Annotated in this window: 21 protein-coding genes; 13 read left to right on the forward strand and 8 right to left on the reverse strand. The window is 46.1% G+C overall.

All coding sequences use genetic code 11. The features are described 5' to 3' along the window. Positions 1-165 precede the first annotated feature (165 nt). From JT717_RS06735 to argH, 11 genes are all read left to right on the forward strand, one after another. Positions 166-921: a DUF2490 domain-containing protein gene (locus tag JT717_RS06735; protein ID WP_205509432.1), complete on the forward strand. Its 756-nt coding sequence runs from the start codon at positions 166-168 to the stop codon at positions 919-921. A gap of 91 nt (positions 922-1,012) precedes the next feature. Next, positions 1,013-1,771, forward strand: a complete 759-nt coding sequence (locus JT717_RS06740; protein ID WP_205509433.1) for a phosphoglycerol geranylgeranyltransferase — start codon at positions 1,013-1,015, stop codon at positions 1,769-1,771. Positions 1,772-2,209: 438 nt separating this feature from the next. Further along, positions 2,210-2,953 carry a GNAT family N-acetyltransferase gene (locus JT717_RS06745; protein WP_205509434.1) on the forward strand — a complete coding sequence of 248 codons (744 nt, stop codon included), beginning with the start codon at positions 2,210-2,212 and terminating at the stop codon, positions 2,951-2,953. A 74-nt stretch (positions 2,954-3,027) separates the two neighbouring features. Further along, on the forward strand, positions 3,028-4,284 hold the full coding sequence (locus JT717_RS06750; RefSeq protein ID WP_205509435.1) for an argininosuccinate synthase: 1,257 nt from the start codon (positions 3,028-3,030) through the stop codon (positions 4,282-4,284). 172 nt (positions 4,285-4,456) lie between these two features. Next, positions 4,457-5,473 carry an N-acetyl-gamma-glutamyl-phosphate reductase gene (gene argC, locus JT717_RS06755; protein ID WP_205509436.1) on the forward strand — a complete coding sequence of 339 codons (1,017 nt, stop codon included), beginning with the start codon at positions 4,457-4,459 and terminating at the stop codon, positions 5,471-5,473. A gap of 42 nt (positions 5,474-5,515) precedes the next feature. After that, on the forward strand, positions 5,516-6,661 hold the full coding sequence (locus JT717_RS06760; RefSeq protein ID WP_205509437.1) for an aspartate aminotransferase family protein: 1,146 nt from the start codon (positions 5,516-5,518) through the stop codon (positions 6,659-6,661). A 53-nt stretch (positions 6,662-6,714) separates the two neighbouring features. Continuing rightward, entirely contained in the window at positions 6,715-7,683 is a 969-nt protein-coding gene (locus JT717_RS06765) for a Rossmann-fold NAD(P)-binding domain-containing protein (RefSeq protein ID WP_205509438.1), read from the forward strand. Between the two features lie 123 nt (positions 7,684-7,806). Next, positions 7,807-8,637: an acetylglutamate kinase gene (gene argB / locus JT717_RS06770; protein ID WP_205509439.1), complete on the forward strand. Its 831-nt coding sequence runs from the start codon at positions 7,807-7,809 to the stop codon at positions 8,635-8,637. Beyond that, positions 8,630-9,703: a M20 family metallo-hydrolase gene (locus tag JT717_RS06775; protein WP_205509440.1), complete on the forward strand. Its 1,074-nt coding sequence runs from the start codon at positions 8,630-8,632 to the stop codon at positions 9,701-9,703. The genes argB and JT717_RS06775 overlap by 8 nt, the downstream gene beginning before the upstream one ends. A 117-nt stretch (positions 9,704-9,820) precedes the next feature. Further along, positions 9,821-10,198: a four helix bundle protein gene (locus tag JT717_RS06780; RefSeq protein WP_205509441.1), complete on the forward strand. Its 378-nt coding sequence runs from the start codon at positions 9,821-9,823 to the stop codon at positions 10,196-10,198. Between the two features lie 76 nt (positions 10,199-10,274). Then, positions 10,275-11,576: an argininosuccinate lyase gene (gene argH, locus JT717_RS06785; RefSeq protein WP_205509442.1), complete on the forward strand. Its 1,302-nt coding sequence runs from the start codon at positions 10,275-10,277 to the stop codon at positions 11,574-11,576. Positions 11,577-11,762: 186 nt separating this feature from the next. Here the strand turns inward: argH and JT717_RS06790 are convergent, their stop codons facing one another. The 3 genes from JT717_RS06790 to JT717_RS06800 are packed head-to-tail and all read right to left on the reverse strand — an operon-like array spanning position 11,763 to position 14,871. Beyond that, positions 11,763-13,052 (reverse strand): M20/M25/M40 family metallo-hydrolase, encoded by a 1,290-nt coding sequence (locus JT717_RS06790; RefSeq protein WP_205509443.1) that lies wholly within the window; start codon positions 13,050-13,052, stop codon positions 11,763-11,765. A gap of 20 nt (positions 13,053-13,072) precedes the next feature. Continuing rightward, positions 13,073-13,807, reverse strand: coding sequence for a LytR/AlgR family response regulator transcription factor (locus JT717_RS06795; protein WP_205509444.1), 735 nt, complete (start codon positions 13,805-13,807; stop codon positions 13,073-13,075). A gap of 8 nt (positions 13,808-13,815) precedes the next feature. Then, the gene (locus JT717_RS06800; RefSeq protein WP_240347871.1) at positions 13,816-14,871 is read right to left on the reverse strand and encodes a sensor histidine kinase; all 1,056 of its coding nucleotides are present in this window, start codon (positions 14,869-14,871) and stop codon (positions 13,816-13,818) included. A 239-nt stretch (positions 14,872-15,110) separates the two neighbouring features. Between JT717_RS06800 and dxs the strand changes: the two genes are divergently transcribed. Beyond that, positions 15,111-17,042 carry a 1-deoxy-D-xylulose-5-phosphate synthase gene (gene dxs, locus JT717_RS06805; RefSeq protein ID WP_205509446.1) on the forward strand — a complete coding sequence of 644 codons (1,932 nt, stop codon included), beginning with the start codon at positions 15,111-15,113 and terminating at the stop codon, positions 17,040-17,042. 217 nt (positions 17,043-17,259) lie between these two features. On the opposite strand, the gene JT717_RS06810 is transcribed toward dxs, so the two are convergent. From JT717_RS06810 to JT717_RS06825, 4 genes are all read right to left on the reverse strand, one after another. Beyond that, on the reverse strand, positions 17,260-18,084 hold the full coding sequence (locus tag JT717_RS06810; RefSeq protein WP_205509447.1) for a segregation and condensation protein A: 825 nt from the start codon (positions 18,082-18,084) through the stop codon (positions 17,260-17,262). Between the two features lie 302 nt (positions 18,085-18,386). Beyond that, positions 18,387-19,319, reverse strand: a complete 933-nt coding sequence (locus tag JT717_RS06815; RefSeq protein ID WP_205509448.1) for a DUF3078 domain-containing protein — start codon at positions 19,317-19,319, stop codon at positions 18,387-18,389. An 87-nt stretch (positions 19,320-19,406) separates the two neighbouring features. Beyond that, positions 19,407-19,778: a large conductance mechanosensitive channel protein MscL gene (gene mscL / locus JT717_RS06820; RefSeq protein ID WP_205509449.1), complete on the reverse strand. Its 372-nt coding sequence runs from the start codon at positions 19,776-19,778 to the stop codon at positions 19,407-19,409. A 133-nt stretch (positions 19,779-19,911) separates the two neighbouring features. Further along, on the reverse strand, positions 19,912-20,661 hold the full coding sequence (locus tag JT717_RS06825; protein WP_205509450.1) for a PPK2 family polyphosphate kinase: 750 nt from the start codon (positions 20,659-20,661) through the stop codon (positions 19,912-19,914). A 66-nt stretch (positions 20,662-20,727) separates the two neighbouring features. On the opposite strand from JT717_RS06825, the gene JT717_RS06830 reads away from it, so the two are divergent. Next, positions 20,728-21,612 (forward strand): DMT family transporter, encoded by an 885-nt coding sequence (locus JT717_RS06830; RefSeq protein ID WP_205509451.1) that lies wholly within the window; start codon positions 20,728-20,730, stop codon positions 21,610-21,612. Positions 21,613-21,799: 187 nt separating this feature from the next. On the opposite strand, the gene frr is transcribed toward JT717_RS06830, so the two are convergent. Beyond that, a complete protein-coding gene (gene frr, locus JT717_RS06835) occupies positions 21,800-22,363 on the reverse strand; it encodes a ribosome recycling factor (protein WP_205509452.1) in 564 nt (187 codons plus the stop codon). Positions 22,364-22,423: the final 60 nt, after the last annotated feature.

Here is a 22,423-nt window from a genome sequence, read left to right on the forward strand (position 1 = left end):
AGGTTTCAGGTTACACGTTTCACGTTACAGGGCCTTCAACTCAGTTGGCTGGAAAATCGTTGCGTGTACTGCAATGGCAGCCATGCAACTTGCAACCTGGAACTTGCAACTGCCACATTCCCGCTCACAAACGATCATTAGGCAATTGTTGCTTTTCTTTGCCAGATGTCCTTTTATAAACAACTGATCCTGGTGATAGTTGGAATGATTGCAGGCTATAATTCCCGGTCACAGGTAGCGCTCTCGGGGTGGGTAACCACCAATAACCAAATAGCGCTTACCAAAAGTCTTATTTACCAGTTGGAAGCCAGCGGAAGGACAGAACCGCAAAGGCAGCACCTGCAAACCTTTTTATTGCGCACCGGCGCTTTTGTTCAGCTAAACAACCAATGGAGCGTGGGTGCCGGCTATTGTCTTACGGAAGGGCGCCGCACCATCAACGGAACCAGCAGCTTTGCAGCTGAGCACCAGGCCCTTGAGCAGGTATGGTTCACCCACAATGTATATCTTGGTTCGGCAAAAAACAAACACACTACCCTCTTACGCCATCGCCTCAGGCTTGAGAACCGGTTCTTACCTAAACTGATCTGGGAAAATAATGCCATAAAAAGAACCGGCAGCGCTTTTGCCAACCGGTTGCGATACCAGATCAGGCAACAGATCCCGCTGGTGAGGGTCACCAGCAGTTTCGACAAAGGCATGTTCCTGATCCTGCAGAACGAAGTCTTTTTCAATGTGAGCGGGCAGCAGCATGTAAACGGCCAGATCCTTGATCAAAACCGCAGTTTGCTGGCTACCGGCTACCGCTTCAGCCGGAAATTTGACCTGGAATTATCGTATATGTTACGCGTTGTTAAGGAACCCAGCAAAAGGTGGTCGCGCGAAAGCATTATACAGGTAACTGCTTTTAGTAGAATATAATGCCCTGAATAACAATAAATGGTAAAAGTTTTGGCACCTTATAGCCCCTTTGGAAAACTTTTTGCATTTTTGTAGTCACCAATAGCCCAGCATGACGAATCGCATTTATCAATCACTACTGCAACATAAGGAGAAAGGACAAAAATCATTTGCAGTACTGATTGACCCAGACAAGGTTACGGTAGAAAAAATCGATGAATTAACAGCATTGGCCACCAAAGCGCGGGTTGATTACCTGCTCGTGGGCGGAAGTTTGGTGGTTACGAACCGGCTGGACGAAGTGGTGCAGCAGATAAAAAAGAATTGCAATATCCCGGTGATCCTCTTTCCGGGCAGTCCCTCCCAAATAACCAGTTATGCAGATGCATTGCTTTATCTCTCGCTTATTTCAGGCCGCAATGCAGAATTACTCATTGGCCAGCATGTTATTTCAGCACCATTTGTGAAGCAAAGCCGGCTCGAGATCATCTCTACCGGTTACATGGTCATCGATGGCGGCGCTCCCACGACCGTATCATATATCAGCAATGCAGCGCCCATTCCGGCCGATAAAAATGAAATTGCGATGTGCACCGCCATGGCAGGTGAAATGCTGGGCATGAAACTCATTTTCATGGATGCCGGCAGCGGCGCCAAACGTCCTATCAGTGAAAGCATGATCGAGAAAGTGGCACAGATCATCGAAGTGCCGCTGCTCGTTGGCGGCGGTATTACCGATCCCGAGAAAGCATACCGCAATTGCAAAGCCGGCGCCGATATGATCGTAATTGGCAATGCTATTGAGAAAGATGCTTCGCTCATAGAAGAGATGAGTGCCGCTATCCATTCAGTGCCCACCCGCATTGTGTAATGAACTTTTTGATGATTATATTGTTCTGATAGATATTCAAGATAGCACCGTTTTGTCATTGAGGATTTAAGGTATTTCAGGATTTAGACAAAATTTTACACCAAAAATCCCCATTGAATTAAAAAAGTTGTTTTTCTTTGCGGTGACAAAATCTATTGATTTAAAAGCATACCCGATAAAAAATGCAAAAAAATCTCACCATAATACTCGCTGATGTGATCGCGCAAACCGCGATTACTATAGTGCGTGGGGTTTTTCCTGTACGGCTCCGTACAGTTTTTTACTTCCAACCTATTCCCGTCAGGGTGCGACGTTGATACTTACTGTACCATACAGCATGCATTTTAGTGACCGGAATGGCTTCAGTTCCTGCAAGCTATTACCCCCGGCACAATGTTTTAAGCCGTTGCATTTTTCACATTTAGCCTTGTTACAAAAATGGATACCCAACAACAATTTCAGGTACTTGTAGCTAACGAATCACACCTCAGCTTTGCACAGATCATATGCGATGAAATGGCGTCGAGCGCCAAAGCCCGTGGAACCGGTATTGCCAAACGTTCGCCCGAATATATACAACAGAAAATGCGGGAAGGAAAAGCGGTGATCGCTTTTAACCAGGATGGCATTTGGGCTGGCTTCTGTTATATCGAGACCTGGAGCCATGGCGAATACGTGGCCAACTCAGGACTGATCGTATCGCCTAATTTCCGTAAGGGTGGACTGGCAAAGGCCATTAAGAAAAAAATATTCGAGCTGAGCCGGCAAACATATCCCGAAGCGAAGATCTTCGGACTCACCACCGGCCTGGCCGTAATGAAGATCAACAGCGACCTTGGCTACGAGCCGGTTACCTATTCAGAGCTTACGCAGGACGAAGCCTTCTGGGCCGGTTGTAAAAGCTGCGTGAACTATGATATCCTCATGAGCAAAGAACGGAAAAACTGTTTGTGCACTGCGATGCTGTATGATCCTAAAGATCACTACGAGCCGGAAGAGACCAAAGAGTTCTTCGAGGAGAAAAAGAGTGTGTTCGAACGCATGTTACGCATCAAACAATGGAAATTGCTGAAGCCTTTTTTCAAGGAGGATAATAAAGACTCCCAGAGCGGAGCCAAGGCTTCACAAAGCGGAGGAGCCGGCAAGATCAAATCATTTTTTCACTACTTTTTTAATCTCTAACCCCATCTCCGTCAGCTGGCGGAGAGAAAAAAGGGAATCAGAAATAATTGTATAACCAGTAATTTTTTTAAATAATGAATTCAGGCTCTTCAAAATTTCAGCACTCTCCCTCCCCTTCAGGGGTTGGGGGTGTAAAGAAAGTCGTTCTCGGTTTTAGCGGTGGATTAGACACTTCATTCTGTGTAAAATACCTGGGCGAAGACCAGGGCTACGAAGTGCACAGCATTATTGTAAATACCGGTGGTTTCAGCGAAGAAGAACTGAAGCAGATTGAAGAGCACGCCTATAAACTGGGTGTAAAAACACATACAACAGTTAATGCCATAAAAGGATATTACGACCGCATCATAAAATACCTCATTTACGGAAATGTGTTGAAGAACAACACGTATCCCTTAAGTGTGAGTGCCGAGCGGTTGAGCCAGGCCCTGCACATTGCAGAGCATGTAAAAACATTAAAAGCCGATGCAGTAGCGCATGGCAGTACCGGTGCGGGTAACGACCAGGTTCGTTTCGACATGGTCTTTCACATCCTCATCCCAGGTGTCGAGATCATTACGCCCATCCGCGACCTGAAACTGAGCCGCGAAGCAGAAATTGAATACCTGAAAGGCAAAGGGGTGAACATGAACTTTGCTAAAGCAGTGTACTCGATCAATAAAGGATTATGGGGTACCAGCGTTGGTGGTAAAGAAACATTGTCATCGAAAGGTATGTTGCCCGAAGAAGCCTGGCCAACACAGGTAACCAAAACCGGCAGCGAAGAAGTGAAACTGCGTTTTGAAAAAGGGGAACTGAAAGCCATCAACGATAAATCATTCGCTCATCCGAGCGAAGCCATACAATACCTGCAAACCATTGCGGGCCCATATGGTGTTGGCCGCGATATTCACGTAGGCGATACCATCATCGGTATTAAAGGCCGGGTAGGTTTTGAAGCAGCCGCTCCCATGGTGATCCTGAAAGCACACCATGCCCTGGAAAAGCACGTACTTACCAAATGGCAGCTGAACTGGAAAGACCAGTTGGCCCAGTTCTATGGCAACTGGTTACATGAAGGCCAGATCATGGACCCTGTAATGCGCGACATTGAAGCGTATCTCGAAAGCGCCCAGGCGAATGTGACCGGCGATGTATTTGTACAGCTGCAACCTTATCGCTTCCAGATCATCGGAATTGAATCGAGCTATGACCTCATGAGCAGCAAGTTTGGCAAATACGGTGAAATGAATACCGGCTGGAGCGGTGAAGACGTACGTGGCTTCAGCAAGATCTTCGGTAACCAGACCTCGATCTGGAATTCGGTGAAGGAAGAGAATGAGGGTAAGTAGTTGGCTAGTTGATAATGTTGATATCGGTGACAGAGGGATTGAGAAGTTTATCAAATGACAGGTAACAGGAGGTGAATAATGGGAAAGCGCTAACGAGGAATCAGGAATATAGTCAGCAATTCGAAAGCAAGGCGCTATTCACCATTCACCATTGACCGTTTAAATGAAAGTTATGAGTACCAAAATAAAAGTAGGAATAATAGGTGGCGCCGGATATACCGGTGGTGAATTGCTGCGGCTGCTGATCAATCATCCGCATGTGGAGATCGCTTTTGTGAATAGTAAAAGCAATGCAGGCAATCCGGTTCACCAGGTGCATGCCGACCTCATAGGTGAAACCCAGCTCCAATTTTCCGACGACCTCTCCGCTTTAGCGGATGGAAGCATCGATGCTTTGTTCCTCTGTGTAGGCCATGGCGATGCGCGGAAATTCTTAACAGAGTACACAGTAAATGATAAAATAAAGATCATCGATCTGTCGCAGGACTTCAGGTTGAGCGCCAAATCATCGATCGGCAACCGGCAATTCGTTTACGGATTACCAGAGCTGAATAAAGAAAAGATCAAAGCTGCGCAGAACATTGCCAACCCCGGCTGTTTTGCTACCGGCATTCAGTTGGGCCTGTTGCCATTGGCCAGGGCCGGACTGCTCAGCTCTGTTTACACCACCGGCATTACCGGATCAACCGGCGCCGGCCAGAGCTTATCGGCCACTTCTCATTTTTCATGGCGGGCCAATAACATCCAGGCGTATAAAACGCTTACGCACCAGCACCTGAAAGAGATCACACAGTCATTGCAGCAATTGCAACCCTCTTTCTCACCCACCTCTGCCGAGGGCGCAGACGCATTGAGCTTTATTCCCTGGCGGGGCGATTTCACCAGGGGTATCTTTATCAGCTCACTGGTTGATTGCGACTGGAAGATGGAGCAGCTACAGGAATTGTATGCAGCCTTTTACCAGGACCAGCCATTCACGGTCATGAGCCAGGGTGAGATCTTTTTAAAGCAGGTAGTGAATACCAACAAATGTATCATTCAGCTGGAAAAAGTAGGCAGCAAACTCGTGGTGCACAGTGCCATTGATAACCTTACCAAGGGCGCTTCCGGCCAGGCGGTTCAAAATATGAATCTGATCTTTGGCATTGATGAGTGCGCCGGGTTGAAATTGAAGGCTAACTATTTCTAATTATAACGCGGAGCGGGTAACCGCTGATTAAACCTTTTAGTAATGAAGTTATTTGATGTCTATCCTGTCAACAACATTTCCATCGAAAAAGCAAAAGGCTCTTACGTATGGGATGACAAAGGAGAACAATACCTTGACCTGTATGGCGGTCATGCGGTGATTTCTATTGGCCATACCCATCCGCATTATGTTGAACGAATTACCAACCAGTTAAATAAAGTAGGCTTTTATTCCAATTCAGTTAAAATGCCCCTGCAGGAAGAACTGGCGGAGAAGCTGGGCAAGTTATCCGGCAAACCCGATTATCAGTTATTCCTGATCAGCTCAGGTGCAGAAGCCAATGAAAATGCATTAAAGCTGGCCTCCTTTCACAATGGCCGCAAAAAAATAGTTGCTTTTAAAAAAGCTTTTCACGGTCGCACTTCCCTGGCCGTTGCTGCCACCGACAATCCCGGCATTGTTGCCCCGGTGAACCAAACGCCGAACATTATCTTTCTTCCCTTCAATGACGTAGCCGCGCTCGAAGCCTGCTTCGCAGAACAGGGATCAGAGATCTCATCGGTGATCATCGAAGGCATACAGGGCGTTGGCGGCATCAATGTAGCCAGTGAATTGTTTTTACAAACCATCCGTCGCTTATGTACCGAACATGGCGCTGTATTCATTGCCGACAGCGTGCAATGTGGTTATGGCAGAAGCGGCAAATTCTTTTCACAGGATTATGCCGGTGTAAATGCAGACATCTATACCATGGCCAAAGGCATGGGCAATGGCTTCCCGGTGGCCGGTATCATCATCGCCCCGCATTTGCAACCCAAACACGGTATGCTGGGCACTACCTTCGGTGGTAATCACCTTGCCTGTGCAGCAGCACTGGCGGTAGTAGAAGTAATAGAGAAAGAGAACCTGATCCAGAACGCCGCCACCGTTGGGCAGTACCTGATGGACGAACTGAAGAAGATAAAGCAATTGGAAAATGTGCGCGGCCGTGGCCTGATGATCGGCTTCGATGTACCCGAGGCGTTCAAAGACCTGCGCAAGAACTTACTGTGGAAGCATAAGATCTTTACCGGTGAGGCCAAACCCAATGTGATCAGGTTATTACCATCCCTGGCTTTACGTAAATCGGATGCAGACCAGTTACTCGAAGCCATCAAAGAAGAAATCCAGGTTGGCGCAGAAGCATAACGCCCACCCATCAATATATTTTTTCATCATTAAAATTCCTTCCTGCTACAGGCATGAAAAATTTTACAAGTGTGCACGATGTGCCGCAAATAGATGCACTGGTAAAAAAAGCGCTCGCATACAAGGCCGATCCTTTTAAAGACAAATCCTTAGGAGCCGGCAAGCGCATTGGGTTATTATTCCTGAATCCCAGTATGCGAACCCGCCTTAGCACCCAGATCGCTGCACAGAACCTGGGCATGGAACCCATTGTATTCAACGTGGGCCAGGAAGGCTGGGCCCTGGAGTTTGAAGACGAGGCTATCATGAGCGGCAGCACCGTTGAACACGTAAAAGACGCTGCGCCCATTATGGGTAACTATTTTGATATCCTGGCGATCCGTACCTTCCCTTCTTTAAAGAACCGTGAGGACGATTACAGCGAACTGTATATAAAACAATTTATCAAATACGCCGGCATTCCGGTGGTAAGTCTCGAAAGCGCCACCCTGCATCCTTTGCAAAGCCTTACAGACATCATTACCATCAATGAATGCCTGAAAGCATCGCCCCTGCCTGCTGGCAGGAAACCAAAGATCGTATTGACCTGGGCGCCGCACGTAAAACCCTTGCCGCAATGCGTGGCCAATAGTTTTTCGCAGTGGGTAAATGCCTGGGGACAAGCCGACTTCGTGATCACCCATCCCGAAGATTATGAGCTGGATGAACAATTCACCAAAGGCGCTACCATCACCCATGATCAGAATGCGGCATTAGAAGATGCTGACTTTGTATATGTGAAGAACTGGAGCACCTTCAAAGATTATGGTAAGATCTATACCAATGATCCCGAGTGGATGCTCACCAATGAAAAGCTGAGCGTAACCAAGAATGCCAAAGTAATGCATTGTTTACCGGTTAGGCGTAATGTGGAGTTGAGCGATGAAATACTCGACGGCCCCAACAGCATTGTCACGCAGGAAGCCAGTAACCGGATCTGGGCAGCACAGGCGGTACTTAGTGAAATATTGTCTGCTCACTAAGCCATACCCCTGCCCCATCCCCCTCCCCCTAAAGGGAACCAGAAACAAAGTGCGTTTGATGAGATCTGAGGGGGAATGTGAAGATCCGGTATTCAGTTTAACATATCGAAAAGTTCAAGCACAGTGAGTGGAAAAAAGCAATTATACGTAATTAAGATTGGGGGCAATATTATAGATGATGAGTATAAGCTCACCAATTTTCTCAAACAATTTGCGAATCTCTCCTCTCCCCGCCAGTTGGCGGGGCCGGACGCACCGGAGGTACATAAGATCCTCATTCATGGCGGTGGCAAACTGGCTACCAAACTGGCTGAGCAAATGAATATTCCGCAACAAATGATCGATGGCCGCCGCATTACCGATGCAGAGACCCTGAAGATCGTTACCATGGTGTATGCCGGTTATATCAATAAAAATATCGTAGCCCAGCTTCAGGCGAATAATTGTAATGCCATTGGATTAACCGGTGCCGACGGCAACGTGATACTGGCGCATAAAAGAAATCATCCGACTATTGACTACGGTTTTGCCGGTGATGTAGACACCATTGACACGAACCTGTTGAAAAGCATCCTCGATCAGCAGATCGCTGTGGTGATGGCCCCTATTACGCACGATCAAAAAGGGCAGTTGCTGAACACCAATGCTGATACCATTGCCCAGGAAGTAGCCAACGCCTTGAGCACCCTCTACGATGTTCAGTTGATCTACTCGTTTGAGAAAAGCGGGGTGCTGCTCGATGCCAATGACGATAACACGGTAATTTCATCTATTAACCCGGCCTATTACCAGCAATTGAAATCAGAACAAAAAATATTCGCTGGTATGATCCCTAAACTGGATAACGCTTTTGCTGCCCTGAACCGGGGAGTAAAAAAAGTGATCATCGGCAAGGCCGAACAGTTAACCGATCTCATCACCGGCAAGGCCGGAACAAGCATTGTACATGAGTAATCTTACATTACATACCCTTCAGCATAGCGCTGTAGAATTACTGAAGCAGTTGATCAGCACCCCTTCCTTCAGTAAAGAAGAAGACAAAACAGCTGATATCCTGAAAACCTTCCTCGAAAACTATGGTGTAGCGGCAAAAACCGTTAAACACAACGTGTATGCCCGCAACGCTTCTTTCGACGACAGCAAACCAACGATCTTATTGAACTCGCACCACGATACGGTAAAGCCCAATAAGAATTATACCCTCGATCCTTTCACCCCGGTTGAAAAAGACGGCAAACTATTCGGCCTCGGCAGCAATGATGCCGGCGGTCCCCTGGTGGCATTGATAGCTACCTTTCTATATTTCAATCAGCGAGCTGATCTTAAATACAATGTGGTATTAGCGGCTTCCGCAGAAGAAGAGATCAGTGGCAAGGACGGCATAGAACTGGTACTGCCTCATCTTGGTAAAATAGATTGCGCCATTGTAGGCGAACCGACCCAAATGCAAATGGCGGTGGCTGAACGCGGACTCATGGTGCTGGATTGTATAGCGCATGGCAAAGCCGGTCATGCCGCCCGCAATGAAGGGGAGAACAGCATTTATAAAGCCATAAAAGATATAAGCTGGTTTCAATCGTACCAGTTCCCTAAGGTATCTGACCTGCTGGGACCGGTAAAAATGAGCGTAACGGTCATTGAAACCGATAATAAAGCGCATAACGTAGTGCCTGCTCAAACAAAGTTTGTGGTAGATACGCGGGTGAATGAGTTGTACACCTTTGAAGAGATCCTGGACACCATTCACCAGCATGTGCAGTGTGAAGTAGCGCCCCGCAGTACACGGTTACGCTCCACTTCCATTGCCCTCGATCATCCATTGGTTCAATCAGGTGTTGCATTAGGCAGAACGTATTACGGCTCTCCTACTACCTCCGACAAAGCCCTGATGCCTTTCCAGGCCCTGAAAATGGGCCCCGGCGATTCAGCACGCAGCCATACGGCGGATGAGTATATTTACATAAATGAGATTCTGGAAGGAATAGAGATATATATTAAATTGTTAGAAAACATACTGTAATTAATTGTTACAGGTTACCAGTCACCGATAACCAGTCGCCGGTTACCAGACACCAGGAATACAGAACGTGGTTAATACTTTGATTAGAGTGCATTTTATAATAAAAATCACTCTATTATGTCAAGTTACCGGGACCTGGACATTTATAAAGAATCAAAACGCCTGGCTATTGAGATTCACAAAATGACGATGTCCTTACCCAAACACGAGTTATTTGAAGAAGGGAGTCAAATAAGACGTTCTTCGAAATCAATTGCATCGATGATTGTAGAAGGATACGGTAGAAGAAGATATAAAGGCGACTTTATTAAATACTTAATATTTTCTCAATCTGAATGTGACGAAACAATAGTACATCTGGATTTTCTATTTGAAACAAATTCTCTCAGCGACGCTGAGGTATATAAAAAATTGAGAAGCGATTACGACCTATTAAGTAAAAGAATTAATAAGTATATTCAGTGGGTAGAATCAAATCTCAACGATTTCAATTAACAAAACAAAGTAACAGGGTACTGTATCTGGTAGCCGGCCCGGCAACCGGAAACCGGTAACCGGAAACTGAAACATAATGAAACTCTGGAGCAAAGAATCAACCAGCACTTCACAACTAGTAGAGCAATTCACCGTAGGCCGCGATAAGGAATTTGATTTCCTTCTGGCAAAATACGATGTGCAGGGTTCTATAGCACATGTACGCATGCTGGGCGAAGTAGGTTTAATGTCGAAAGAAGAAGCCGATACCGCTGTAAAAGGACTGGAAGCTATTGCTGCCGACATTGAAGAGGGCCGCTTCCGCATTGAAGAAGGCATTGAAGATGTACACTCCCAGGTTGAATTCATACTTACCCAACGCATCGGCGAAGCCGGCAAAAAGATCCATAGCGGCCGCAGCCGGAACGACCAGGTAGCGGTTGATATAAAATTATACCTGCGCGCGGAAGTACTGGCAATAAAACAGGAAGTAAAAGAAACGTTCGACCTGCTGATCGCCCAGAGTGAAAAATTCAAAGACCATTTATTACCTGGATATACACACCTGCAGATCGCCATGCCCTCCTCTTTTGGATTATGGCTGGGCGCTTATGCGGAAAGCCTTACCGACGATATGGAAGGCCTGGCAGCCGCCTTCCAGGTAGCCAACAAAAACCCATTGGGCAGTGGCGCCGGATATGGCTCTTCCTTCCCATTAAACAGAAAACGGACTACAGAATTACTGGGCTTCAAAACCCTGAACTGGAATTCGGTATACGCCCAAATGAGCCGTGGGAAAACTGAAAGAGTGATTGCTACAGCCCTGTCGGGCATTGCGGGCACTATCGGCCGCCTGGCCATGGATTGCTGTTTATATATCAATCAGAATTTCGGGTTTATCTCCTTCCCTTCCGAATTAACGACCGGCAGCAGTATCATGCCGCATAAAAAGAACCCCGATGTTTTTGAGCTGATCAGGGCCAAATGCAACCGCATTGTGGCAGTTCCGAATGAACTATCGCTCCTGCTCGCAAATCTGCCCTCGGGGTATCACCGCGACCTGCAGCTGACCAAGGAAATCTTATTCCCGGCTATTGAGGAATTAAAAGCCTGTCTGCAAATGACCCGCTTAATGCTGCAGCACCTGTCGGTTAAAACGAATATCCTGGATGACGAGAAATACAAATACCTGTTTAGTGTAGAAGCCGTGAATGAACTGGTGAACAAAGGCATTCCTTTCCGTGAAGCGTATAAACAGGTAGGTAACCAGATCGAAGAAGGCGAGTTCGCCTTCGATTATAAAAAACAGCTGCAGCACGTGCACGAAGGGAGTATTGGAAACCTCTGTAATGACGAGATCGTGGGGGTAATGAATGGGGTATTGCAGAAATTTAGTTAGCCTGTCGCCGGTCGCCAGTTACCGGTTGCCCGGCCTTGAACTTTAAACCTGTTTACAATTAATCGGACAGCTGAAATCAGTTACCGGCAACCGGTACCTGGTACCTGGTAACTGGTAACCGGTAACTGAAAGCTCATTCCTGACATCCGTAAGCGTAAAACAAACCGATGACTGGCACATGTTAAGTTATCGCTTCAAACTCTCACTAGTCACCCTCGTAGGCGTATCCTTCCCTGCCACAATAGAAGTTGAACTGATGGCAATGGCTTTGATGATAGCCGCCATATTCTTCATATCGAGCGTTTCAATTTCATCTTCCTGCGTATGATAATATTTTTCGCTATCCATTTTTGAGGTAGAAATGGTATGCGCAGGCACCCCCAGTCTGGCCAGGGTCGCATTATCGCTTCGGTAAAACAATTGCTGGCTGGGATATGGATCGGGATAAAAAGTAAAGCCCGTTCCTTTCAGGTTCTTCTCCAGGATCTTGCCCATATCCGTTTTTTCATACCCGGTGATAAATGCCGAGTTGGTGCCCCACTTGCTTTCGGTACCGATCATTTCTATATTGAACATAGCCATCACCTGGTCGGGATTGAACTGCTGCGAAAAATAGCTTGATCCAAATCCGCCGCTTTCCTCTGCTGTAAATGCGGCAAAGATGAGGGTACGTTCATTATTCTTTTGTTTGGCAAAGTAGTTGGCCAGCATGATCACGGCTGTAACACCTGCGGCGTCATCATTAGCGCCATTATAAATACTATCGCCGGCCGTATTGGCGCTGCCAACGCCCAGGTGATCATAGTGCCCGGAGAAGATCACGTATTCTTCCTTTTTTGATTTGCCGGGTAAAATGCCTACCACATTCTTGAGGGGCATGGTGGCCACCGTTTGTTTAAATTCTATAGCATATTCACCGGCTTCCTGGTTCGACAATACCATCACAATATTTCCTTTGGAAGCAAACTGCGAACGGCCGCCTCTTTTAATTCTTTCAAAAAGGGGGCGATGCGCCGTATCAACCATCAACAGGTAATCGCCGTCTGTTCGTTGTAAACGGCCTATTGTAACAGGGAGCGTATCCTTAGCCTGTATTCGAACCTGCTTATAGCCCGATGCCTGGTTCACCGATAATGCTGACTGGGATGAAATAACGGCAATGTCTTTGTCGGCAAGCGTTTTGCCGTTCATTGTTCCGCTGGCCGAAACCGGTGCAGTGCGCACCATGGCAAATTCCTGTAAATAGGAATTGTCTTTTACCGGCTGTATACCTGCTTTTTTAAATTCTGCGGCTATAAAATCGGCGGCTCGGTCAATATCGGGGGTAAATATTTTGCGGCCCCGCATCTCATCTGAAGCTAATGTTCTTTCAATCCGTTCAACTTCCTGGGCATTGATGATCTTGTCTATAGACTGGCAAAAGGCCGCCTGCTTAACAAGCAGCAAGAGGATAAAGTAAGAGTAGCGCTTAACCATGTGTTTTTTATGAGTAGTGTTTATAAGCTCATCATTTCTTTAAATTTCACCGTTTGGCGGCGGCTCACTTCTATCTTTTCCCCACCTTTCAGTTCCAGCAACAAACCGCCGTTGAAATAGGGTTCAATTTTATCGATCAGCCGCAGGTTCACAATATGTTTACGATTGGCCCTGAAGAAGGTCTTTTCATCAAGCCTTTCTTCCAGAGCGTTCAGGGACTTTAAAATAAGTGGTTTATTGGGACCAAAATATACTTTGGCATAGTTGCCAACACTTTCAAACAAGCGGATATCCGACAGCTTTACAAACCAGCAGCGCTCCCCATCTTTTACAAAGACCTGGTCGTTCTCGCTCAGGATGCTGCGGTTAAAGTTCACCGGCACCATGGGTCCCTGTTCACGTTCTTCCTGCAGGTGTAGTTTCTGAATGGCATCGGCCAGCCGTTTCGGCTCTACCGGCTTCAACAGGTAATCGAGCGCATTTACTTCAAATGCTTTCAGCGCAAACTCATCGTAGGCCGTGGTAAAAATAACATGGGGCGCCTTATCGAGCTCCGACAACATATCGAAACCGGTTTTCCCGGGCATACTTATATCAAGAAAGATCAGGTCGGGATTTATGTTCTCTATTTTCTCAACACCTTCACCGGCATTGCTGGCTTCAGCCACCACTTCAATTTCAGGAAAGTCCATCAACAGTTTCCGCAGTTCAGTTCTGGCCAGCCGTTCGTCATCGATAATTATGGCTTTAATCATAACTGGTATTATTTAATTTCAACCGGGATCAATATGCGTGCTTCCACCAGGTCGGATCCCACTTGCTTTATTTCAAAATTCGCTTTTTCGCCAAACAATAATTGCAGCCGGTTCCTCGTACTGAACAGGCCAAAACCATCACCTTCCTGGATATGCCCGTTCAGGTAACCGGTATTCAGCACCACCAGCTCATGAAAATTCTCTTTAAAATCCGAGATCACTTTTACCAATCCACCACCGATCTGTTTGCCAATGCCATGTTTAATGGCGTTTTCTACCAGGGTTTGCAGCATCATGGGCGGCACCGGTTGATCTAGGGTATCTTCATCGATCTGGTATTCTATCTTCAGCCGGTCTTCAAACCGGATATATTCCAGCGCCAGGTAATCTTTTACGATATCAAGTTCTTTCTCAAACGGAACCGTTTCCACTTTTTCTGCCTGCATGCTGCTGCGCAGAATATTGCTGAGCTCTGTTATGGCATTGCGCGCGCGGTTGGGGTTCTCATCGATCAAAGCCCGGATGCTGTTAAGCGCATTAAAAATAAAATGCGGATTGATATGCGCCTTGATGGTCTTCAGCTCCAGTTCTTTTACCAATGACTCCAGGCGGATCTTATCCAATTGCGCCTGCCGCGTTTTTAAAATGTAGTGATATGCAAAGTAGATGAGGTTCCAGATCAAAATGAAGGTAAAGCAGCCCATGGATGCCCGCATGATCTTGTTGAACAAGGTAAGCGATCGCTGCCGCTCTGCTTCAATTCTCAGTACCTGCTCCATAGTAGCGCCGATAGTAGCATAGATAAGCGAGAACAGGATAGAAATAAAGAATATATAAAACACCTGTTCATTCACCGGCTTATCCACAAACTTATATCGCTGTATAAAGAACCGCATCACATGGGTGACCAGGAATCCGATCACCGCCTCGGCCACCAATACATGGTAGAACCATTCGGTTTCCCGGGTACGCAGGGTAAGATAGAAAAAGATATACACCAGTATAAAGGCGCTCCAGCCTACAAACTGGCATAGCCAGTAATATGGAATTCTCTGCTTTATCATACGCGTTGGAACTGTAACAAATCTAGGCAATTAGCCCGCTCTGGTTCTGTAAATTGGATATGTGGCCGAATAAATAGGTTAAAGGCAGTACAAAGTAGGAAAATTGTCAGGAACTGACAGGTATTTTCCATACAAAAGCAGATCGTTGAACCCGGCATGCTTTTTATTCTGTTAAAATGTTCCCTTTATTAGGGCTCATGATTTAAAGCTGTATTTTTGTCGATAAATTTCAAACTAACATGGACATCACGCCCGGCCCCCTGTTGACTACCATTAATTCCCCGGCCGATCTTAAACAATTGAGCAGAGAGCAGTTACATCAGGTCTGCGATGAATTGCGGCAATATATCATCGATGTGGTCAGTGTGCATGGAGGTCATTTTGCAGCCAGCCTGGGTGTGGTAGAATTAACCGTAGCATTACACTATAGTTACAATACCCCGTACGATCAACTCGTATGGGATGTAGGTCATCAGGCGTACGGCCATAAGATCCTCACCGGCCGTCGCGACGCATTTCATACGAACCGCAAATACGGTGGCATCAGCGGCTTTCCCAAGCGCAGTGAAAGTGAATACGATACTTTTGGAGTAGGTCATTCTTCCACCTCTATCTCCGCCGCCTTGGGTATGGCCATGGCTGCCAAATACAAGGGTGAGAACCGCAAATCGGTGGCGGTTATCGGCGATGGCGCTTTAACTGCCGGCCTTGCTTTCGAGGGAATGAACCATGCAGGGGTAGCCGATTCAGACATCCTGATTATCCTGAACGATAACTGCATGAGCATCGACCCAAATGTGGGTGCGCTGAAAGAATATCTCACCGATATCACTACCTCTCATACCTATAACCGGCTGAAGGATGATATCTGGAAAGCCCTGGGAAAATTACCAGTTGGGAAAAACTTTACCCGGGAAATGGCCAGCAAACTCGAGCATAGCATCAAAGGCTTTATCAACAAAAGCAGTAACCTGTTTGAAGCTTTAAAGCTCCGTTACTTCGGCCCTATCGACGGGAATAATATCACCAAACTGGTTGATACCTTGCAGGACCTGCAAAAGATTCCCGGTCCCAAATTACTGCATGTACTTACGGTGAAAGGAAAGGGTTATGCCCTGGCTGAAAAGGAACAAACCCTGTGGCATGCGCCCGGTTTGTTCGACAAGATCACCGGTGAAATTTATAAAAAGAAATACGATACCCCGCAACCGCCCAAATACCAGGATGTATTTGGTCATACCATCATTGAGCTGGCCGAAAAGAACGACAAGATCTTTGGCGTAACACCTGCCATGCCGTCCGGTTCTTCGCTCAAGTTCATGATGGATAAAATGCCCGACCGCGCTTTTGACGTAGGCATCTGCGAACAACATGCCGTTACGCTCAGCGCTGGTATGGCTACCCAGGGAATGCGGGTGTTCTGTAATATCTATTCTTCCTTTATGCAACGCGCCTACGACCAGGTAGTGCATGATGTAGCTATTCAAAAGCTGCCTGTAGTGCTCGTGCTCGACCGGGCCGGCCTGGTTGGCGAAGATGGACCAACCCATCATGGCGCCTACGATATTGCCTACATGCGTTGTATTCCGAATATAATCATCAGCGCTCCCATGAACGAGAGCGAACTGCGCAACCTGATGTATACCGCCCAGCTCGACAGCATGGAGTATCCTTTTGTGATCCGCTATCCGCGTGGCCAGGGTGTACTTCCCGAATGGCGCACACCATTCGAAGAGATTCCTATTGGTAAAGGCAGAAAGCTGAAAGACGGTCAGGATATCGCTATTCTTACTATCGGCCATCCCGGCAATTTCGCCACAGTAGCTATCCGTGAATTGAAAATGGCCGGCCTGAACCCGGCGCATTATGATCTGCGTTTTGTTAAACCGCTCGATGAAGCTTTATTACATGAAGTGTTCAGTAAGTTTGACAAAGTGGTTACCGTGGAAGATGGAACGGTTACCGGCGGATTCGGCAGTGCTATCCTCGAGTTCATGGTGCAACACAACTACAAAGCCGAAGTAAAGATCCTGGGTATTCCCGATGAGATCGTGGAGCATGGCACCCCAAAAGAATTGTACCGTGAATGCGGCTACGATGCGCAGGCTATCAGAGAAACAGTGCTTGCAATGATGAAAGACAAGGTTACGGTAAATCAGTTGTTGGGATAAACCGGTCGCCGGTTACCAGTCGCCGGTTACAGGTTGCAGGGAAGTTCTATTGGCGTTGCCGTGTAACCTGAACCTGTAACCTCTGATATTTTCTTAGAGTATTCAGGGTCCTTACGCTTGCCATATTGCCATTTGCATTCCCCTGTAAATTGTGCCTGTAACGCTTTTTTAGCCTATCAAGGCTTTACTTTTACCATATTGTCTGTTGATTAGCTGATTACAGTACCGAACTAGGTTGTCTGTCGGGATCATCATCGGGATTGATAGGCGGCTGATTGGGATCGATATCCTGCTCCCAGTTCTCATTCCACTCAACCAGGAAGTTATTACGGCCTTCACCCACCATAATGGTCATGTACTTCATCTGGATCAGTTCCAGCACAGAAAGGAATATAAAGATGGCGTGAATGCGGTCCTGGCAGATATCAAACACTTTTTCGAACGACATTACCTTCTCTTTCTTCACCGTTTCCAGGGCATACTGGCGGCTTTCCTCCATGGTATAGTTGTATTTCACAACCGTATGCACCGGCTTTACGTTCCGCTGTTCAACACGCTTCATTACCCTTTCAAATGTTTTCATCAATTTGAAAAGGGTAATGGTTTGAATTTCAGTTCCTTCTCCACTTTCTTCGCCGATCTGGGAAATTTCCTTCGCCAGGTTGCCGCGGCGTACCATCAGCATCCGCATGGCCTCCATTTCAGCCATTTTTGCGGAAGCTTCCTTAAAGCGCTTGTATTCAAGGATCTTGTCAACCAGTTCCTGGCGGGGATCGATCTCATTGCCCTGTGCATCCAGCTCTTTACGGGGAAGCAACATCCTGGCCTTGATGCGCATCAGGGTAGAAACGAAGAGGATGAACTCGCTCGAAAGCTCGATGTTCAACTGTTCCTGCTGATGAATATAATCAAGGAAATCCTTAATGATACTGCTGATAGGAATATTATAAATATCCAGTTCGTCCCGCTCAATGAAGAACAGTAACAGGTCGAACGGACCTTCAAACTGCGGTAACTTGATCTGATACGAGGGTTGATTCACGTGCTTCTGTTTTTTCAATATCCCAATGGGAGCCAACAAACCTACGCCAAAAAAACAATTGCAGGAAATTAGCGGAAGCGCCCGGCCGATATTGTATATAAGTTGTGAAAAGGATGATGATTTTGTTACCAGTTACCGGTTGCCAGGTACCTGGGCTTGAATTTCGATCATTCTTCCCATTGCAGCGTCTTAAAATTTGTAGCTCGGTGACCGGAAACCGGCAACTGACGAACAGTTTCACGATGCCCTCAATAGCTATCAACCTGATTCACAATCCCATATAGGCTTTCATAATCACAGCTTTAGAACTTTCGCTGGTAACCGATGCCGATAAACTGCCTTACCTGCAGCCTGGGGGCATTCTTCTCTTTCCCAAAGGTCCTTACATCGTCGTCGTAAATAAGATCGGCTCCCAAATTAAAAGAGAAGCCCTTGTACACATTCATGCTTAACAGGTTGGTCATGAACAGGTCGATGTTCTGCGGATTGTGTTTATAGTTAGAGAAGAGGTCGAGCTTGGCTTTATAGGTCAAATTCTTGATGATCTCCCTGTTAACGGTGGCGGTTAAATAAGCACCGATCTCATTGCGGGAAGTGCGGCCGGTGTCTACCCCATAAGCGCCTTTGGCAGATAAACTATCATCACGCACAATGACCCAGCGGCTGGTGATGGGCGAAAGGAATAAAGAGAAGGTAGGACTCGGCTTCCAGTCCATACCCAGCGCTACGATCACGTAAGCCGGGGCCAGGAAGGTTGACTGTTTTATTCTGGTAGTATCATTGGGATAGGTATATCCTTCGGTGAACTGTGAACGAAAGTTAAACAGTCCGGTCAGGTACATATGGTCGAACAACTGGCAGCCATATTTGGAGATAATATCGAGCCGGTCATTCGTTTTGCGGGTACCCAGTGAAGTAGAATTGATATAACCCAATTCCATGTCAATACTGTTATCCCAGGAATGAATGCCTTTTTTATAAAATGCATAAAGACTTAATAATCCATTTGCGTTGAAAGAGAACTGGTCGCCACCGGCCGCCCAGTTCGAGAGCGAGGTTTGGCCCACCGTACCATTGAACATGCCGCCTGTTTTCCAGGTTTTAGCCACCGTGTCCTTATCGTCCTTTGTTATTGATTTTCCCGATTCCTTTCTTAATTCCTGAACCGTCTTGTCCTGTGCTACACTAATAATTGTAAGAAATACAAAAGCCACGGCGAACGCCACCTGTTTCATATGATAATTTATAGATTAAAAAAAGGCATTTTGAGGATAGTTCAAAATGCCTTGCAAATATAAAACGCAGGTGGAACTTATTATAAGCTATTTCCTTAATGAATCGCGTATTTCGCGTAACAATATGATCTCTTCCGGTGTAACCGGGGCAACAGCTTCTTCTTTGCGCTTAAAGCGGTTTATACCTTTTACAATTAGAAATAAAATGAATGCAACTATTAAAAAGTTGATCACGGCAGAAAGGAATACACCCGCTTTAACGGTTCCAAAGATCACCAGTTTATCCAGGTCTTTGAGATTGGTCGCCTCAAGCGCTGGTTTCAATAAGAGCGGTGTAATTACATCATCAACAAGCGAACTAACAATTTTGCTGAATGCCGCGCCAATGATAACACCAATGGCCAGGTCAACCACGTTGCCCTTCATGGCAAATTCCCTGAATTCTTTTATCATTCCCATAATGAATAGTTTTAGTTATTAATGATATTTACCACGCTAAACGCAAAACGCATTCATGTTATGCGGTCAGCGTTCAATCAACTAATATATTAATTTTTTACATCAATGGCCGCAAACATATAACAATTGCCTGTTACCCTTTCTTTAATCCGGGGTATTGCATATCCAGCTTCGATAAGGCTTTATGGAGCGTATCTGCAATTACATATTCCTTATACCAGTTCTGATCAGCGGGCACTATGGTCCAGGGCACATCATTACAATGCGCGAAACAATCATCATAGGCTGCCATGTAATGATCCCACAACCTGGCTTCCTCAAAATCCTTTTCATTGTATTTCCATTGTTTTGATGGATTGTGAATTCGTTCCTGCAAGCGCTCCTGTTGTTCTTCCGGAGAGATATGCAAATAGAATTTCAATATGGTGGTATTGTTATGCTCCTGCAATAACTGCTCAAAGGCATTGATGGCCTTCATCCGCTTTTTGACGGTCTTTTCGTCTATCCATTTATGTACACGGGTAACCAGCACATCTTCATAATGCGAGCGGTTGAAGATCTGAATAACGCCTTTTGGCGGCGCGGCTGCATGTATGCGCCATAAAAAATCATGGCTTAATTCCAGGTCTGTAGGCACTTTGAACGATTGCACGCGTACGCCCTGCGGATTCAGGGTTCCAAAAACTTTCCGGATGGTACTGTCCTTACCACTGGCATCCATACCCTGCAATACGACCAGTACCGAGTGTTTCGATTCTGCAAATAACAAATTCTGTAACTCATCTAGCTGCGACAGTATTGCCGCTGTTTTCAGCTTTGTTTCTTCCTTGTTCCAATCTTTGGGCGCCCGGGTGCTGACTTCTTTCAATTTGATCGTTGCCATGAGAATATGTTTCGTTTAATTTATTACATTTCGAAGTTATTACCTGATTTTTGAGCAAATTTTTACATGTCAGATTACAGGGGGGCATTCATAAACGCGATCATCTTTACAGGGCTTTGCATTATCTGGGGCAGTTCTTTTATTCTTATCAAAGAAGGAATAGCAAATTTAAGCCCATACCAGGTAGCCACCATCCGCATCCTGAGTGCAGGGCTTGTGTTATTACCGGTTGCTGTACGTGAATGGAAACATATTCCAACTAACAAGCTGGGTTATGTTTTTCTCTCTGGCCTCCTGGGCAGCTTTTTCCCGGCCTATTTGTTCTGCCTGGCTGAAACAAAGATCGACAGTTCCCTGGCCGGCTTTCTCAACTCCCTCACGCCTGTTTTTACCATCTTTATTGGTTTATTGTTCTTTGGCCAGGTATTTCAACTGCATAAGCTGGCAGGCGTACTGATCGCTATCAGCGGCATGCTGGTGTTGCTTTTTGCCAAAGGCAATGTAAGTATGCAGTTCCTTTCCTATGCTTCCTTTGCGTTAGTAGCTACCATATTGTATGGATTGAACATTAACCTGGTTGGCCGTCACTTACACGAAACGCCTTCCCTGGCCGTAGTGGCCGTAAGCTTTGCATTGTTGCTGCTTCCCTGTATTATTATTCTTTGGGTGACCGGTTACTTTTCGTTACCGCTCGGCGAAAAGCAGGTGCTCTTTTCCAGCGGCGCTTCTGCAGTGCTGGGTATTATGGGCACGGCCGTTGCCACCATTCTTTTTTATATGCTGATAAAACGGTCGGGCGGCTTGTTTGCCTCGATGGTAACTTATGGCATACCCTTTATTGCGTTAACCTGGGGATTACTGGATGGTGAAACGATCAATGGCTGGCAGGTGCTTGGACTGATCATCATTCTCGTTGGCGTGTATGTTACTACACGGAAGAAGGGCCGGTAGATTTCTGATTTCGAGATTTCTGATTTAGAGATTTCTGATTTCGAGATTTTGAGATTTAGAGATTTTGAGATTTAGAGATTTTGAGATTTAGAGATTTTGAGATTTAGAGATTTTGAGATTTACCAGGTATATAAAACCTGAACAGATCACAAAATCTCCATCTCCCAATTTTTTAATAAAAAGTATGTTATACAGTCATGATCTCTTTTTCCTTCGCCACCAGGTGTTTATCAACCAGTGATATATAGCGGTCGGTCATTTCCTGGATCCTGGCTTCCGCATCTTTGCAGATATCTTCGCTTAAACCGTTTTTCTGCAATTTTTTCACCTGCTCCATCGCATCGCGGCGGATATTACGAATGGCCACTTTTGAATGTTCGCCTTCACTGTGTGATCTTTTCACCAGCTCTCTACGCCTTTCTTCAGTTAATGGGGGCATAAATAAGCGGATCATAACGCCATCGTTCTGTGGGTTGATGCCGATATTGGCGGCGATAATGGCCCTTTCAATGGGCTGAAGCATATTTTTTTCCCAGGGCTGAATGGTCAGGGTACGCGCATCGGCCACCGAAATATTTCCTACCTGGTTGATAGGGGTAGGTGTTCCGTAATAATCTACAACAATGCCATCTACCAGGTTTGGATTGGCTTTTCCGGCACGTACTTTCACTAACTCTGTTTCCAGGTGACTAATGGCCTTATCCATATTCTCCTGGGCTGATTCCCTGATTTTATTTAATTCATCTGACATAGGAAGAAATATTAAATGCCTGCAAACCTACTTAAATTTTTTCGGATGGGAAGGCTCAAT

This window comes from Longitalea arenae, from assembly GCF_016924755.1.
In the GTDB taxonomy this organism is placed as follows: Bacteria; Bacteroidota; Bacteroidia; order Chitinophagales; family Chitinophagaceae; genus Niastella; species Niastella arenae.

What these genes read in the sequence shown, in the direction of transcription:
- JT717_RS06735 (WP_205509432.1), top strand. Translation starts at nt 166, where the DNA reads ATGTCCTTTTATAAACAACTGATCCTGGTGATAGTTGGAATGATTGCA.
- JT717_RS06740 (WP_205509433.1), top strand. Translation starts at nt 1,013, where the DNA reads ATGACGAATCGCATTTATCAATCACTACTGCAACATAAGGAGAAAGGA.
- JT717_RS06745 (WP_205509434.1), top strand. Translation starts at nt 2,210, where the DNA reads ATGGATACCCAACAACAATTTCAGGTACTTGTAGCTAACGAATCACAC.
- JT717_RS06750 (WP_205509435.1), top strand. Translation starts at nt 3,028, where the DNA reads ATGAATTCAGGCTCTTCAAAATTTCAGCACTCTCCCTCCCCTTCAGGG.
- argC (WP_205509436.1), top strand. Translation starts at nt 4,457, where the DNA reads ATGAGTACCAAAATAAAAGTAGGAATAATAGGTGGCGCCGGATATACC.
- JT717_RS06760 (WP_205509437.1), top strand. Translation starts at nt 5,516, where the DNA reads ATGAAGTTATTTGATGTCTATCCTGTCAACAACATTTCCATCGAAAAA.
- JT717_RS06765 (WP_205509438.1), top strand. Translation starts at nt 6,715, where the DNA reads ATGAAAAATTTTACAAGTGTGCACGATGTGCCGCAAATAGATGCACTG.
- JT717_RS06775 (WP_205509440.1), top strand. Translation starts at nt 8,630, where the DNA reads ATGAGTAATCTTACATTACATACCCTTCAGCATAGCGCTGTAGAATTA.
- JT717_RS06780 (WP_205509441.1), top strand. Translation starts at nt 9,821, where the DNA reads ATGTCAAGTTACCGGGACCTGGACATTTATAAAGAATCAAAACGCCTG.
- argH (WP_205509442.1), top strand. Translation starts at nt 10,275, where the DNA reads ATGAAACTCTGGAGCAAAGAATCAACCAGCACTTCACAACTAGTAGAG.
- JT717_RS06790 (WP_205509443.1), bottom strand. Translation starts at nt 13,052, where the DNA reads ATGGTTAAGCGCTACTCTTACTTTATCCTCTTGCTGCTTGTTAAGCAG.
- JT717_RS06795 (WP_205509444.1), bottom strand. Translation starts at nt 13,807, where the DNA reads ATGATTAAAGCCATAATTATCGATGACGAACGGCTGGCCAGAACTGAA.
- JT717_RS06800 (WP_240347871.1), bottom strand. Translation starts at nt 14,871, where the DNA reads ATGATAAAGCAGAGAATTCCATATTACTGGCTATGCCAGTTTGTAGGC.
- dxs (WP_205509446.1), top strand. Translation starts at nt 15,111, where the DNA reads ATGGACATCACGCCCGGCCCCCTGTTGACTACCATTAATTCCCCGGCC.
- JT717_RS06815 (WP_205509448.1), bottom strand. Translation starts at nt 19,319, where the DNA reads ATGAAACAGGTGGCGTTCGCCGTGGCTTTTGTATTTCTTACAATTATT.
- mscL (WP_205509449.1), bottom strand. Translation starts at nt 19,778, where the DNA reads ATGGGAATGATAAAAGAATTCAGGGAATTTGCCATGAAGGGCAACGTG.
- JT717_RS06825 (WP_205509450.1), bottom strand. Translation starts at nt 20,661, where the DNA reads ATGGCAACGATCAAATTGAAAGAAGTCAGCACCCGGGCGCCCAAAGAT.
- JT717_RS06830 (WP_205509451.1), top strand. Translation starts at nt 20,728, where the DNA reads ATGTCAGATTACAGGGGGGCATTCATAAACGCGATCATCTTTACAGGG.
- frr (WP_205509452.1), bottom strand. Translation starts at nt 22,363, where the DNA reads ATGTCAGATGAATTAAATAAAATCAGGGAATCAGCCCAGGAGAATATG.